Annotated in this window: 8 protein-coding genes; 5 read left to right on the top strand and 3 right to left on the bottom strand. The window is 46.8% G+C overall.

Going from position 1 to position 15,837, the window contains the following annotated elements; genetic code table 11:
- The first annotated feature begins 19 nt into the window (after positions 1 to 19).
- From purH to SSED_RS02335, 3 genes are all read left to right on the top strand, one after another.
- On the top strand, positions 20 to 1,624 hold the full coding sequence (gene purH, locus SSED_RS02345) for a bifunctional phosphoribosylaminoimidazolecarboxamide formyltransferase/IMP cyclohydrolase (RefSeq protein ID WP_012140794.1): 1,605 nt from the start codon (positions 20 to 22) through the stop codon (positions 1,622 to 1,624).
- Between the two features lie 81 nt (positions 1,625 to 1,705).
- Positions 1,706 to 2,998 (top strand): phosphoribosylamine--glycine ligase, encoded by a 1,293-nt coding sequence (purD, locus tag SSED_RS02340; RefSeq protein ID WP_012140793.1) that lies wholly within the window; start codon positions 1,706 to 1,708, stop codon positions 2,996 to 2,998.
- Positions 2,999 to 3,303: 305 nt separating this feature from the next.
- A complete protein-coding gene (locus tag SSED_RS02335; RefSeq protein ID WP_012140792.1) occupies positions 3,304 to 6,306 on the top strand; it encodes a hypothetical protein in 3,003 nt (1,000 codons plus the stop codon).
- A 167-nt stretch (positions 6,307 to 6,473) separates the two neighbouring features.
- Here SSED_RS02335 and SSED_RS02330 read toward each other — a convergent pair whose 3' ends face one another.
- Together SSED_RS02330 and hemE are read right to left on the bottom strand one after the other, a co-directional pair.
- Positions 6,474 to 9,086, bottom strand: a complete 2,613-nt coding sequence (locus SSED_RS02330) for a bifunctional diguanylate cyclase/phosphodiesterase (RefSeq protein ID WP_012140791.1) — start codon at positions 9,084 to 9,086, stop codon at positions 6,474 to 6,476.
- Between the two features lie 542 nt (positions 9,087 to 9,628).
- Positions 9,629 to 10,693 carry a uroporphyrinogen decarboxylase gene (gene hemE, locus SSED_RS02325; RefSeq protein WP_012140790.1) on the bottom strand — a complete coding sequence of 355 codons (1,065 nt, stop codon included), beginning with the start codon at positions 10,691 to 10,693 and terminating at the stop codon, positions 9,629 to 9,631.
- A gap of 526 nt (positions 10,694 to 11,219) precedes the next feature.
- On the opposite strand from hemE, the gene SSED_RS02320 reads away from it, so the two are divergent.
- Complete coding sequence (locus SSED_RS02320; protein WP_012140789.1) at positions 11,220 to 11,687, top strand: Rsd/AlgQ family anti-sigma factor; 468 nt, start codon at positions 11,220 to 11,222, stop codon at positions 11,685 to 11,687.
- 185 nt (positions 11,688 to 11,872) lie between these two features.
- Here SSED_RS02320 and acnB read toward each other — a convergent pair whose 3' ends face one another.
- Positions 11,873 to 14,470 carry a bifunctional aconitate hydratase 2/2-methylisocitrate dehydratase gene (acnB, locus tag SSED_RS02315; protein WP_012140788.1) on the bottom strand — a complete coding sequence of 866 codons (2,598 nt, stop codon included), beginning with the start codon at positions 14,468 to 14,470 and terminating at the stop codon, positions 11,873 to 11,875.
- A gap of 415 nt (positions 14,471 to 14,885) precedes the next feature.
- On the opposite strand from acnB, the gene hxpB reads away from it, so the two are divergent.
- Entirely contained in the window at positions 14,886 to 15,551 is a 666-nt protein-coding gene (hxpB, locus tag SSED_RS02310) for a hexitol phosphatase HxpB (protein WP_012140787.1), read from the top strand.
- Positions 15,552 to 15,837 lie beyond the last annotated feature (286 nt).

Raw genomic sequence — 15,837 nt, 5'->3', positions numbered from 1 at the left:
ACTGGACCCTGTACCCAAAATGAATAATGCCAGACCCATTCGTCGCGCGCTGTTAAGCGTTTCAGATAAAACCGGAATCCTTGAGTTTGCAAAATCTCTACACGCTCAAGGCGTAGAACTGCTATCTACTGGTGGCACCGCCCGCCTTTTGGCTGATAACGGTGTGCCTGTCATTGAAGTATCGGATCATACCGGACATCCTGAAATTATGGATGGTCGTGTTAAGACCCTGCACCCTAAAGTGCATGGCGGTATCTTAGCGCGCCGCGGTATCGACGAGCTCGTCATGGAACAAAACAACATCAAGCCTATCGACCTGGTTGCCGTCAACCTGTATCCATTCGCAGAGACTGTGGCGAAAGAGGGTTGTACTTTGGCCGATGCAGTCGAAAATATCGATATCGGCGGTCCAACTATGGTTCGCTCTACGGCGAAAAACCATAAAGACACCACCATCATAGTTAACGCGAGTGATTACGACCGCGTTATTGTTGAGATGAATGCTAATGAAGGCAGCACGACGCTGGAGACTCGCTTCGATTTAGCTATAGCCGCGTTCGAGCACACCGCAGCATATGACGGCATGATTGCTAATTACTTCGGCACTCAGGTACCGGCACACAGTAAAGATGAGTGCCATCACGACTCTAAGTTCCCGCGTACCTACAATACTCAGCTGGTGAAGAAACAAGATCTGCGTTACGGCGAAAACAGCCACCAGACCGCGGCTTTCTATGTCGATAGCCCCTCTTTTAACGGCCAGGGCGATGAAGCTTCTGTCGCGAGCGCCATACAGCTACAGGGTAAGGCATTGTCTTACAACAACATCGCCGATACCGATTCAGCACTCGAGTGCGTGAAAGAGTTCAGCGAACCGGCTTGTGTCATCGTTAAGCACGCTAACCCATGTGGTGTGGCTATAGGTAGTGATCTTCTCGATGCCTATAACCGTGCTTTTAAAACCGATCCGACCTCGGCCTTCGGTGGCATTATCGCTTTCAATGGTGAGCTCGATGCGGCAACGGCCAGCGCGATTGTTGAACGCCAATTTGTTGAAGTCATTATCGCACCGAAAGTGAGCCAAGCCGCTCGCGATATCGTGGCTGCTAAAGCCAACCTTCGTCTTCTCGAATGTGGCGAGTGGAACACTAAGACCACGAGCTTAGATTATAAGCGAGTCAACGGTGGGCTGCTGCTGCAAGACAGAGATCAAGGTATGGTCGGCCTGGATGACGTGAAAGTGGTTTCTAAGCGTCAACCCACCGCAGCCGAGATGAAAGATCTGATGTTCTGCTGGAAAGTGGCTAAGTTCGTTAAATCAAACGCCATTGTTTACGCTAAAGACAGCATGACTATCGGCGTGGGCGCAGGCCAGATGAGTCGCGTATACAGCGCGAAAGTGGCTGGCATTAAGGCTGCCGATGAAGGGCTGGAAGTTCAGGATTCAGTTATGGCGTCCGATGCCTTCTTCCCATTCCGTGATGGTATCGATGCAGCCGCTGCTGCGGGTATCAGCTGTATCATCCAACCTGGTGGTTCGATTCGTGATGAAGAGATCATTGCCGCGGCAGATGAGCACGGCATGGCGATGGTATTCACCGGAATGCGCCACTTCCGTCATTAATGATAAGAAGGAGCTAGGTTCTAGGGTTTAGTTCCTAGTTCCTAGCTCCTCGATCCTAAGAACTTCTTTAAGGATAAAAAAATGAATGTATTAGTCATAGGTGGCGGCGGTCGTGAACATGCATTGGCATGGAAAGCGGCGCAGTCTGCACAGGTCGAAAAAGTCTTTGTAGCCCCTGGTAATGCTGGCACATCTCTGGAGCCAAAATTAGAAAATGTGGCCATTAATGTAGAAGAGATCTCTGCATTAGTCGCCTTTGCGCAAGAGAAAGCCATTGAGATCACCATTGTCGGCCCTGAAGTCCCGTTGGCACTCGGCGTTGTCGATGCTTTCAATGAAGCGGGTTTGCCTATTTTTGGCCCAACCCAAGGCGCGGCGCAGCTGGAATCTTCTAAAGCCTTCACAAAAGATTTCTTAGCCCGTCATAACATTCCAACTGCAGCCTATTCTAATTTTACAGAAATCGCGCCGGCTAAAGCCTATGTGACAGAAGTGACAGCCATGACAGGTTTCCCTATCGTGATTAAGGCCGATGGCCTTGCCGCAGGTAAAGGGGTGATCATTGCTGAAGATCAGGCAGCAGCAGACGCGGCTATCGAAGATATGTTGGCTGGCAATAAGTTTGGCGAAGCCGGTTCTCGCGTCGTTATCGAAGAGTTTCTTAAAGGTGAAGAAGCCAGCTTTATCGTCATGGTCGATGGTAAAAACATTCTTGCTATGGCCACCAGCCAAGATCATAAAGCCCGTGATAACGGCGATCATGGTCCTAACACCGGCGGCATGGGTGCCTATTCACCCGCTCCGGTTGTCACTCAAGCCGTACATGACTGGACAATCAATAACGTCATCCGCCCAACGGTCGATGGCATGGCAGCAGAAGGTAATGTCTATACCGGCTTCCTTTATGCGGGCTTGATGATCGCTCCCGATGGCAGCGCTAAGGTATTAGAGTACAACTGCCGTTTCGGCGACCCTGAAACTCAGCCTATCATGATGCGCCTGAAATCTGACTTAGTTGAGCTTTGCCTGGCTGCCACCCGTGGCGAATTGAATAAGGTTACGGCTGAATTCGATGAGCGCGCCGCCGTCGGTGTCGTGCTGGCCGCCGGAGGGTACCCGGAAGCGTACCGCAAGCACGACGTTATCGATGGTTTAGATCTGGGTAACAATAACGCCAAGGTCTTCCATGCCGGTACCTGCATGAAAGATGGCCACGTGGTGACCAACGGTGGTCGCGTACTATGTGCTACCGCTCTGGGTAATAATGTCACAGAGGCACAACAAGCTGCATATGGACTCGTCGATAAGATCCACTGGGATGATGTCTACTTCCGCACCGATATCGCCTACCGCGCTATCTCACGGGAGAGTTAATACCTACTAATGGAAGGGGTAATAACCCTTAAGAGGTAATTAACTTAAAACGAGACTGAGGTCACACTCATCATCGCATGCAGACTTACTGCATAATAAAGCACCTAATATCCCTACTGATATCAGGTGCTTTATTTTTTAAGGGCTGAAGCAAAGCAGTGGAACAAATACCTCTTCAAAGTGCATAATCATTGCAATAATTAAACATTGGCCTACGTAACACCGTAAAAACACTACAAAACGCCATTGTTACAGACTTTTCACCTGCGTATACTCCAGCTCTTTTTAATTTGGCCGGGGGCCCGATGAGATACCTGTTATTAATGATCACCTTCCTGATCACCGCATGCGGTGGCGGCGGTGATGATGACACCACGACACCGACACAAGAGAAACTAACTCATCCGGGGCTTTCAGCACTTGATATCCGGGTCGACTATTCACCCGATGGTAGCCTGACACCAGTACTCAGTGGTTCTCAGGGCAATATAAGTTTCAGCCTGGCCGACGGCGCTGCGAATGACGTAGTGCGAGTCAATCAAAACAGCCTAACTATATTAAATGTCGGTCAAACCAAGTTAATCGTTACCGATAGTGGTAATAGCCAGTATAAAGCCACAAGCAGATCACTAAATGTTTCTGTCGACAGAGCGAGTCGTGATCCTCTGCTGACTAATAACTACTCCTACCCTTATGCTGCCGGTGCGATTCACCAGGTCGGCGTTAGTGGTGCAAAAGGTCAATTGCTTTACGAGCTCAGCACTGGTTATCCCGATGATGTTGTCAAAATCGACATCGCAGGTTCGCTAATTGTTTGGGGCGAGGGGCAGACTCAAGTTACCGTCAAAGATGACGGGGGGCGAAACTACCAGGCCAGCGAGAGTCAATTCTCCATTACCGTCGAAGCCGCAAACTCGCAGTTTGCTTCCTATCGAGACATCACCAATAAACCACTGGTTTTTGGTGGCACCTTGCTTCCGGTTTATTCAGGATCACCGACAAGTGAGATAAGCTACGCTATCGCAGAGAATGCCAGTCAAGATGTAGTTCAGATCCACCCAATAACGGGTGTGATGAATATCAAAGGAGCCGGAGAGACAGAAATCGTCGTCAGTCAGACAGCTGAAGATAATCATCAAGATATTGCCAAGCAAACTTTTAAAGTCAGAATTAACAAAGCCGATAACACAGATTTTATCGCCAATGATCTAACGCTCCCCTATGGATTCGATGATGAGCCAAGACTGCAAACAATCGGCGCTCAGGGAACCCTCACTTTCGAGATTGTCGATGGCGAGTCAACCGATGTGATCAACTTTATCAACAGCGAAACCGGACAATACCGCTTCAGCGGTATCGGTGAGACGAAGGTGAAGATAACAGACTCAGGAAACAGAAACTATCTGAGTAAAACGGTTATTACCACAGTGAATGTCGAACGTGTTCAATCGGTACCGCTCTCCTCTGTCAATCTTGAGAGTGCATACCAGCAAAACAAGGTGATATCGGCTCAAGTCGCAAGCAGGCAGGGCAAGCTAAGCTTCTCTCTTGCAAAAGATAGCGCGACGGATGTGGTAAGCATTGATGCACTATCGGGTGAGATGACGGTACTGAAACCCGGTAAGGCAGAGATCACAGTCACCGATGACGGTGATCTGTTCTACATACCGCAAACTACCAGCTTCTTCGTGACCATCAATAAACTCGTTAACGATCAATTCAGTGTCGACGATGATCTGTACGATAATGTGGCCAATACCGTTTATACACCGGTAGCGAAAGGAAGTCAGGGGCCTGTCACCTACGCGATTTCTGCCAACTCAACGGCTAACGTGTTAAGCCAAGATCCGACGACCAAGGTCATCACATTAACCGGTGCCGGTCGGGGTTGGATAACCGCAACCGATCATGGCAACGACTACTACCAGAGCCAAACAACTGACTTCATTGTCGATGTAGGCTATGCCGATGGTACCTTGAAACCCTTAGCCATTTCGGCAGGCTATGCCCCAAACAAGGTCGTCACTATTCCGGTATCGGGTGTCGTTGGACAACTAAGCTCTCAGCTCGAGAGAGGCCAACCTGACGATGTCGTCAATATCGATATTGTTAACCGCACCGTCACTATTAAAAATGCTGGCACCACTTACTACACGCTTACTGATTCAGGAAGTGCGGCAATCGCCCCTCGTAGAGTGCAATTACGGGTAACGATAGCCAAGGCCGCAGCGAATGTTGATTTGAGCCTGACTTCAACACTCATAGATACGATATATGAAGAGGGTAAGCAGCTTAGTTCACCCGCTGTATCGGGTAGCGCGACAGAGAGTACGATTAAATACTATGTCGATTATAGCGATCGACAGGTAGTGACTGCAGACTCAAGTAGCGGTGCGCTAACAATTAAAGGAGCCGGTTCGGCTCAGGTACAGGTAACTGAGGTGAGCCGCAACTTTGAGGACACGACACGCAGCTTCACGGTTAACGTCGGTAAGGCTAAGCATCCTGGATTGACCGTTGCTAAACAGGTTCCCGGCGCGAGTTATTACCCGGGGCTTGAGATGGCGCCCGCAGAGCTTGGCAATCAATTCGGAGAGCTTAGCTTCAAATTCACACACACAGAAAAGCCTGAGACTTATGAATTAACCCGAAACGGCACCTTGAGGGTACTCAAGTACGCAGCCTCGCGTACTAACACTTCTGTCCGTATAACCGTCACCGATGACGGCGGCGATGATTACCTGCCAAGCTCTGTCGATTATGATGTTTATGTCAATCCTATCGAAGAGGGAACTGGTGAAAAGTCTGTATTTACGTTCGACGGCACCGAGCTATCGATAACTTCGCCCATCGATGTGGCTGCCGGAGATGTTACATACTTCTCGGCCTCCGATACCCGTTCAGAAGCAGAAACCATGGGTGATAATCTTCAAAAATCCGGCGGTTATGCCACACAGAGGGTTACCGTTTGTCATGACCCATCAGTCTTAACCACTTGCACCTTAGTAACCGTCAGACTGCAAAACACCAGCCACTGTCCCGATGGCAGTAAAATAGCCTATCCTGTAGGCGCTAAAATTCGTTATGAGTGCCCGGGCCTAAAACAACCGATAAACTCTGAGGTGATGGTAAGCTTCGATAAAACGGATCTCTTTAATCCATCGCTGGCAGTTGGCACCTATCAGGCTCTAGAACCGATAACCTTAGTACACTTTGCCAAACCCTATCGCGCGGGTGGTGTCATCGAGATGGGTGATATTCAAGCCAGAGCCTGGTGGCTGATCAAGGTAAATCTGACCGTAAACTAAAGCTGTTATGGCACAGTGAAACATTCCACTGCCGCCATAGACTTTTAAGGCCTGATACTCTCGAGTATCAGGCCTTATTTTATTCAACGAAAATGGGCAGCTTAATCAACTGTTCGTTAGAGGGTTAGCGAGTTCAGCCCCGAGACCGATATACCCGACGAAAAAACTCAGGCACTGATAAGCTCCAGTGCGGGCTTAGCTTGCAACGGCTGCCCTCTGGAACGTCTAAGCTCAATATATGTCTCTAAAGGCTTAGGGCGGCCTATTGCATAGCCTTGGGCATAGTTAATGCCGATATCTTCAAGCCTGTCGATAATATCCTGATTTTCAACAAACTCTGCCACAGTCTCAATTCCCATCACATCACAGACATCGTGAATGGACTTAACGATGGCAAAGTCTTTCGCATTGGTCGCTAAACTTTTGACAAAACAGCCATCAATTTTTACGTAGTCGACAGGAAGCTCTTTCAGGTAGCCATACGATGCGAAACCGGTACCGAAATCATCTAAGGCAAATGAAAAACCTAGTTTACGCAGGTAATTGAGCATATCCATGGCTCGATTTCTGTTTTGAATCGCGCTGGTCTCTGTGATCTCAAAACAGATACATTTGCTCGGGATCTCGAAGCGCTTAAACTGCTCGGCAATGTACTCCACCATGCCTTCGGCACCTAAGCTATTGCCGGAAAGGTTAATCGAGATGCAGTGATCATCCCAAATTTCTTCATGCAGCGACAACCACAGAAATGCCTTTCGAATGACCTCTTTATCGACATCATTCATTAGCTTAAACCGCTCAGCGGCTTCAATAAACTGGGCCGGAGATAAGATGCGCCCGCATGGTTCCTGAATGCGAAGTAAGATCTCCATGCGTTGTTTATGTTCGCCCGGGCCCATACCTTTGATTGGCTGGTAATAGAGTAGTAGTTCATTATGCTCTATCGCCTGACCAATTCTTACCGCCCACATAGGTGCGTTACGCTGATAGATGGATTCTTTATCGTTATCATCGTAAAAATGAACTTGATTACTGCCTTTTCGCTTAGCGGCAATACACGCCACATCGGCATCTTTGATCAGCTCTTTCGGGCTGATATAGGGTGCCCGAGCGATAGCCACACCGGCACTGACCCCGACCTTATAGTGGCACCCATTATCACGTAGCACCTGCATCGAAACACTGGAAACGATCCGTTTCACCAGCTGAGCCACCTCTGATGCATTATGATCCCGGATAGCTAAACCGAACTCGTCTCCACCTAACCGAGCTAACATCTCATCTTTACTCAAACAGGATTGCATCGCTTTTGCTACCATGGCCAGCATGGTATCTCCGGCGCTGTGCCCGCAGGAGTCATTGATTAACTTGAACTGCTCCAGGTCGAAATAGCAGATCGCTATCGATTGAGCATCATGGCTAAATTTCTCCAACCTCTCTTCAAAGGCGCGACGATTTAATAGTGAAGTGATGGAGTCGAAGTTAGCCTTTTGCCTTAACTGCCTTTTAAGTAGCTCCTCTCGGGTAATATCGCGAAGCACAATCACAGTACCTATCACGATCCGCTGCTGATTAAGTAAATTACTGATACTACGCTCCAGAATTCGAGTCTTATCGGTTTTCAGCTTTAGTTTACTTAATACGGGTTGTTGAGCCTGACTAAACATGAATTCAAACAGGTCATCTTTGATACTCTTGTCTGTTTTTACCAAGGAGTCTACTGAAACGCCTATGGCACTTTCCCCTTTAACGCCGAGTAACCGCTCGGCCTGGGGATTTAAATACACCACCTTAGCTCCGATATCGGTCAGAATCACCGCCTCGGCAATCGATTCTAATGTCGTTTTAAAGCGCTCCTTCTGCTGAAATATTCGTGCAAGCAAGGTATTCACTCTCTCGGCCATGATAACAAGTTCTGAGCAACCACTTCCGACAAGCGGCGTGTAGGTTTTGGCAATGGGATCGATATCGGCAACCTGAGTCATCAGTCGACGGAAGGGACGAATAAGCCCCAGCTTGAGCCAGATATATCCGATGATAAGTATCAGTAATCCCACCCCCACGATAGAGAAGGTCACCAGGTCATACTTTAACTTCACCTGATTGAACGCATTTTCGGCGAACTGAATTTCCAGATGAACAGGACTTTCAAAGACTAAACTTGGTACCTTGATACTCGATATTGGTTTATCACTATTTACGTCATAGACCAGACTTGATTCACCTGGCACCAAATTGATATGACTGACTAACCCTTTGAGGCCATAACTAGAGAGATATTCGGGTGTAAGCTGTCTGGCCAATATAATCGAACGACTCTGCGAAACTGGCACTAAGCTGACGATGAAACTCTTATCCTGCAGCATATAGATACCGGACAGGGGTTGAGTGGCATGTTTGAGCTGGACAGGCACCGTATCGAACTCAAATGACATGATGTCATCGTATATGGGGGAGAATGGCTGCAGTTCACCATTATTCAGATAAAACAGACTCAAATGCTCGGCAAGCTGACTGTCACGCCAAGCTTCATCTAATAATTTTCTCTCTTCGATGGCAAGTTTTGAAAGGGGTAAGGCGTAGACATTAGCTAATAGCTGCAGCTGATTTATATCTTTTTCTATCTGGGTCTTAATGGTGCTGAGTTCAATGTTGACCGCACTGTTTTTGAATGTATCAACTCTATGATCGAACCACATGCTTAAACAATAAGAGACAGAAATCACCGCGGGAAGGCAGAAACCTACAATAAAGACGATTAACTTTTTCCCTATACGCATCTTATACCAATTTCAATGAACATTTTTCACTCAGAGCCGATATGGCATTTCAATTTTAAGGGGTTTGATGGGTGGCATCTAATCCTTGAGCGCCCTAATCGATGATGCTGTTACCTTGCACACTCCCGGTGCAAAAAACTCAGACTTACATTGAAAACATGCTACCTAATAACAACGACCAAAAAGCTCACAACTAAAGCTCGGATCACTACATTCAAAAATAAATAACGACAGTCATCATAACTTCGGCATGCAAAATAGCGCATTTACAGGCAGGATAAAACCCGTTTTGTTTCACTCGTTGCTAAAGTAGTCAATAGCCTGCATTTATCTGATTTTGTAAGCCTTGATATAGCGCATTAAAAGATCTGTAATCCTCGGGTATCGGCTCAAAAATTGATAAAAATCACATCCCGAAGTTCAATCTGGAACTTTATGTGATAATTTCGCGAAATTCGAGTGACTTATCTTAGCCATAATCAATAAAAAGGCCCGCAATATGCGAGCCTTATTAACACAACAAGAGTACTAGATGTTATAGATTACTTGTGGTATTGAGCCGATAACTCGTGCACAGAGTTAATGAAAGAACCTGCGTGCTCTGGATCGACATGCTGGTGAATACCATGGCCCAAGTTGAACACGTGACCCGTACCTTCGCCGTAGCTTGATAGGATCTGATCCACCTCTTGATGGATGCGCTCAGGTGAAGCATAAAGTACCGATGGATCCATGTTGCCTTGAAGGGCCACTTTATGACCAACACGGCGACGTGCATCACCGATATCGACAGTCCAATCCAGACCAAGTGCATCACAGCCGGTTTCAGCCATTGATTCTAACCATAAACCGCCACCTTTAGTGAATAAGGTAACCGGAACCTGACGGCCATCGGCGTGACGAGTCAAACCATCGACAATTTTTTGCATATAACGCAGTGAGAATTCACGGTAAGCGTGATGTGAAAGTGCACCACCCCATGAATCGAAAATCATCAGTGATTGAGCACCGTTAGCCACTTGAGCGTTTAGGTATAAAATTACTGAGTCAGCAAGTTTATCGAGTAGCAAGTGCAATGTAGCTGGCTCTTCATAGGCCATCTTCTTGATCTTCTCGAATGTCTTGCTTGAACCACCTTCAACCATATAAGTCGCCAGTGTCCATGGAGAGCCAGAGAAACCGATTAACGGTACTTCGCCTTTAAGCTCACGACGAATAGTGCTCACGGCACGCATGACATAACCCAGCTCATCTTCTGGATCTGGAATACATAGCTTCTTGATTGAGTCGATAGTATCGGTAGGACGCTGGAAGCGTGGCCCTTCACCTGTTTCGAAGTACAGACCTAAGCCCATGGCATCTGGTACGGTCAAAATATCCGAGAATAGGATTGCTGCATCGAGATCATAACGTCGAAGTGGCTGAAGTGTCACTTCACAAGCCAAATCCTGATTCTTACACAGAGACATAAAGTCACCGGCTTCTGCACGTGTGGCTTTATATTCTGGAAGGTAACGGCCAGCTTGACGCATCATCCAGACAGGTGTTCTGTCGACAGGCTGTTTTAGTAAGGCGCGTAAATAACGATCATTTTTTAATTCTGCCATTTGGCTCTATTCCTAGATTTATTGATTTCCGCTGGGTCGGTAGTTTAGCATTTACGCGAATAAAGTAACCTCTATCAGCTCATTTATGTGACATTAACCTCTTCATACTCAAAGCAGATTAATGTGCTACCAAGTTATCCATCTCTGTATTCCCCGCCGTACTTAGAGTGAGAACAGTTGGGATGTAAATACACTGACAAAAAATAGGTGTTAATGTTCCCAATATGACAGAAAAAAGTTGCACACACCTTCAGCCTTTGGTATAAAAAGTCTGCGCTAGCAAGAACAATCAAGAAGCTCGTCGCATCGAGCCTGCAAAACCTTTACTCGCCCAGCGATAGCATTCTATCGCTGGGCATTTTATTTTTTGGCTGTTTAATTCCCCAATTTTCATATTTTTCTGTATACAAAATAATCATCTCTTTGAATTGATAATATCTGCCTAAATAAGCGAATAATGGTTGATCATTACCCTAGTTGTCACCTACATTAGGAGTCAGGGAAGAACTCTTTAACGGGAACTATCATGCTAAGACAACTAGAGAAAGCCGAACAAAAATGGGGTGGTTCTAACACACTTATCGATCATTGGCTCAATAACCGTCGCAAACTACTCGTGAATTATTGCCAGATCGCAGGCATTCCTCCCTATGAGCCAACCGAAAAATCACTGCCGGCTATTACCGCAATCAAAGAGTTTTGTGATCTCTTAATGGATTATGTTTCTGAAGGGCACTTCGAGGTTTATGATCGTGTCGTGACAGCCTGTGAAAAACATGGGATTTCGAGCCAGACGCTTGCCCAGAACCTGGTTCCCCGCATCAGTGAAACAACAGACTCAGCCTTAGATTTCAATGATAAATATACCGAGTTTGTAGATGATAAAGTGTTATTCCAGCTCGACAAAGATCTATCATCTTTAGGGCATGCGATGGAAACTCGATTCGAATTAGAAGATCAACTGCTGGAAGTGCTGCATACAAAGCATTCATAGAGCGGTTCTAGGTTCTAGGTTCTAGGTTCTAAAAAGCTTAATAAAAAAGGCTAGATTCATCGGTATGAATCTAGCCTTTTTTGTTGGTTCGCTGCACTGAAATACCAATCGGTATAACAACGCCCAAAGGGACAAAGTCCACCTTCTAAGCTAATGCTTTAAGTGGACCCCGACCCGTTCTGATTCTATACCGCAGACTGGAAGATAACTTCGCCCGCTTTTTCAGTATAAGAACTCATCTTATCGAAGTTCAGATAACGATAGGTATCGGCAGCCGTTGCATCTAACTGCTTAGCATACTCCTGATACTCATCAGAACTTGGCAGACGACCTAGGAGTGCAGCAACCGCAGCCAATTCAGCCGATGCCAAATAAACATTAGCACCTGTACCCAGACGGTTGGGGAAGTTACGAGTCGAAGTTGAAACCACTGTCGCACCATCGGCAACACGAGCCTGGTTACCCATACAGAGAGAACATCCAGGGATCTCAACACGCGCACCAACGCGGCCGAAGATAGCGTAATAACCCTCTTCGGTAAGCTGATCACGATCCATCTTAGTTGGAGGCGTGATCCACAGACGCGTCGGTAGCGTTGTAGCAAACTTATCCAGCATCTTACCCGTAGCACGGAAATGACCGATATTAGTCATGCAAGAACCCACGAATACTTCGTCAATCTTAGTGTCTTTAACCTCTGATAGCAGTACTGCATCATCAGGGTCGTTAGGGGCACAAAGGATTGGCTCTTTAATGTCATTCAAGTCAATTTCGATAACCGCGGCATATTCTGCATCGCTGTCAGCTTCCATCAACTCTGGGTTTTCTAACCACTCTTGCATCGCAATAATACGACGCTCGATAGTACGACGATCGCCATAACCTTCGGCTATCATCCACTTCAACATCACAATGTTAGAGTTCAGATATTCGATGACAGGCTCTTTATCAAGCTTAATACTACAACCAGCAGCACTACGCTCAGCAGAAGCGTCTGACAATTCAAATGCCTGCTCAACCTTCAAGCTTTCTAAGCCTTCAATTTCAAGAACTCGGCCAGAGAAAAAGTTAATCTTACCCTGCTTCTCAACAGTTAGCAGACCCAGCTCGATCGCTTTATGCGGAATCGCATGGACAAGATCACGTAACGTGATACCTGGCTGCATTTCACCTTTAAAACGAACCAAGACTGATTCAGGCATATCGAGCGGCATTACGCCAGTCGCGGCGGCGAAGGCCACCAGGCCCGAACCTGCCGGGAACGAAATACCTAACGGGAAACGAGTATGTGAATCACCACCGGTACCGACAGTATCAGGCAGTAGCATACGGTTTAACCAAGAGTGGATAACACCATCACCAGGACGCAAAGATACACCACCACGATTCATGATGAAATCAGGTAGCGTGTGGTGCGTATTCACATCAACCGGCTTAGGATAAGCCGCTGTGTGACAGAAAGACTGCATAGTCAAGTCGGCACTGAAGCCAAGACATGCAAGATCTTTAAGCTCATCACGAGTCATAGGACCGGTAGTATCTTGCGAACCAACCGAGGTCATCTTAGGCTCACAATATTGACCAGGACGGATACCGGTAACGCCACAAGCTTTACCAACCATCTTCTGAGCAAGGGTATAACCTTTGCCTGTATCGGCCACATCTTGTGGTAATACGAAAACTGTTGATGCTTCGAGCTTTAACACTTCACGGGCACGAGCCGTCAGGCCACGACCGATAATCAATGGAATACGACCACCAGCACGAACTTCATCCATTAACACGTCAGTTTTTAGAGCGAACTCAGAGATAACCTCATCGCTGTCATGACGCTTAACGACCCCCTGATACGGGTAGATGTCGATAACATCGCCCATGTTCATCTTGCTAACGTCGAGTTCGATAGGCAATGCACCGGCATCTTCCATCGTATTGAAGAAGATTGGTGCGATCTTACCGCCCAGACAGAAACCGCCAGCACGCTTGTTTGGCACATTAGGGATATCATCACCCATGAACCAAAGCACCGAGTTAGTCGCAGATTTACGTGAAGAACCTGTACCGACAACATCACCAACATAAACTAATGGGAAGCCCTTAGTTTTAAGCTGATCAATTTCTTTAATTGGACCGATCACACCGGCCTCATCGGGCACAATACCTTCACGGGTATTTTTTAGCATAGCTAAAGCGTGCAGTGGGATATCCGGGCGTGACCACGCATCGGGAGCTGGAGACAAATCATCTGTGTTTGTCTCACCTGATACTTTAAATACCGTCAGAGAGATCTTCTCTTCAAGCTTAGGGCGGTTAAGAAACCACTGCGCCTCAGCCCAAGAGTGAACAACCTGCTTGGCAAACTCATTACCGGCTTGCATCTTCTCAGCTACATCGTGGAAAGCATCAAACATCAACAGAGTTTTAGATAGGGCTGTAACGGCTAAAGGCGCCTGCTCAGCAACATCAAGCTGAGCGATCAGCGGTTGAATATTATAGCCGCCCAGCATGGTGCCAAGCAGTTCAACGGCGCGAGCCGATGACAGAATAGATGACTTAGCTTCGCCTTTGGCGACAGCATCCAGGAAACCAGCTTTAACATAGGCGGCTTCATCGACACCTGGTGGAATTCTATTTTCCAGCAGGTCCAGGATAAACTCCTCTTCTCCTGCAGGTGGGTTCTTAACCAGCTCAACGAGTTCGGCGACTTGGTGGGCATCTAGTGGCTTAGGGACTACGCCCTCTGAAGCACGCTCTTCGACGTGTTTACGATATGCTTCTAGCACGGCAACATTCCTCTTTGTTTGGCGTTCTAACAACGAAACTGCACGTCTTCATAAATGAAGCTCACAGTCCTGCAGGCTCGACCCTTATTTCTGCTCGGCATTATACAACAGGTTTACAAAAGTTTGAATCAGATCACACTCTTATGAGTCATAAACAGGTGATAAACCCGCCAGCTTGCTTGGGGTGAACTGTAATTTAATCGTTACTCGTGAAAAATGTAATTAGACAATAGTTTTAAAAAGTAATTAAACCGATAAAAAGCAAATAGTTAATCACAGTTTATCTACCAACATAATCGGTAAAAAAGGCACTGAAAAATGAATTTCATTAGCATAAACACTCCCAATATCATGTGAAAATGATGATAATTGATAGTACTATTCACCGTAGTTATATTGAACATACCGGAACCCTATGACCTCTTCACGACTATCAGCCATCATTTTCGATATGGATGGCATACTTATCGACTCAGAGCCAACTTGGCAGAAAGCTGAATTTCAGACCATGAGAGAGCTGGGATTAGAGATAAGTTTTGACGATACCCTTCAAACGACCGGTCTGAGAATCGATCAAGTTGTGAGTTATTGGTACCAACGTTTCCCCTGGGATAATTATGACAATAGGGAAGTATCCAGGAAGATCGTCGATCAGGTTGTTAGCTATATTAACAAAGACGGTATTGCCATGGCGGGAGTGATCTCTGCATTAGATTACTGTCAGGAAAAAAACCTTAAAATCGGTTTAGCCACCTCCTCTTCACACGCTATCGTCGATGCTGTTTTAAACAAGCTGGATATCAGCCATTACTTTAACTCGACTCAATCGGCCGAGCACTTAGCCTATGGAAAACCACACCCGGAAGTGTACCTAAACTGTGCACTGGAGTTGGGCATATCCCCTACGAAATGTATCGCTGTCGAAGATTCATTTAATGGCCTCGTCGCCGCCCGAGCGGCAAACATGCAGACTTTAGCTATCCCCGCACCAGAGCAACGACTCGAATCTAAGTGGATTATTGCCCATCAGCAGCTAGCCGATCTCACCAAGCTTCCTGAGTATTTAGATGGGAAGATATAGGTTTTAGGTCCTAGACTTTGTCGCTAAGGGACGCCAACCCGTTGGCTAGCAGACGCTACGCTAAACGATTGGAGTCAATACACTCTAGCTATTAAAACATAGGCGTGGGAGATTCTATTTTTCTAGGGCAAAGCCCGTCTAATAGGCTTCGCCGCCCGCGTAGCGATAGACCAGAGGTCGTCATCTTAGCTTTGTCTGTTTGAAATAAGTAAGCCCATCTAAAAAAAGATGGGCTTACTTATTATTACTCTCTACCTTGATAACACCACGAAGTGGTATCGATAGA

Origin of the sequence: Shewanella sediminis HAW-EB3 (genome assembly GCF_000018025.1) — a bacterium.
Taxonomy (GTDB): Bacteria; Pseudomonadota; Gammaproteobacteria; order Enterobacterales; family Shewanellaceae; genus Shewanella; species Shewanella sediminis.
Note: the sequence above shows the minus strand (reverse complement) of the source record. Positions and strands in the feature narration are given on the sequence as shown.

Coding starts and splice junctions, on each gene's coding strand:
- purH (WP_012140794.1), top strand. CDS start 20: ATGAATAATGCCAGACCCATTCGTCGCGCGCTGTTAAGCGTTTCAGAT.
- purD (WP_012140793.1), top strand. CDS start 1,706: ATGAATGTATTAGTCATAGGTGGCGGCGGTCGTGAACATGCATTGGCA.
- SSED_RS02335 (WP_012140792.1), top strand. CDS start 3,304: ATGAGATACCTGTTATTAATGATCACCTTCCTGATCACCGCATGCGGT.
- SSED_RS02330 (WP_012140791.1), bottom strand. CDS start 9,086: ATGCGTATAGGGAAAAAGTTAATCGTCTTTATTGTAGGTTTCTGCCTT.
- hemE (WP_012140790.1), bottom strand. CDS start 10,693: ATGGCAGAATTAAAAAATGATCGTTATTTACGCGCCTTACTAAAACAG.
- SSED_RS02320 (WP_012140789.1), top strand. CDS start 11,220: ATGCTAAGACAACTAGAGAAAGCCGAACAAAAATGGGGTGGTTCTAAC.
- hxpB (WP_012140787.1), top strand. CDS start 14,886: ATGACCTCTTCACGACTATCAGCCATCATTTTCGATATGGATGGCATA.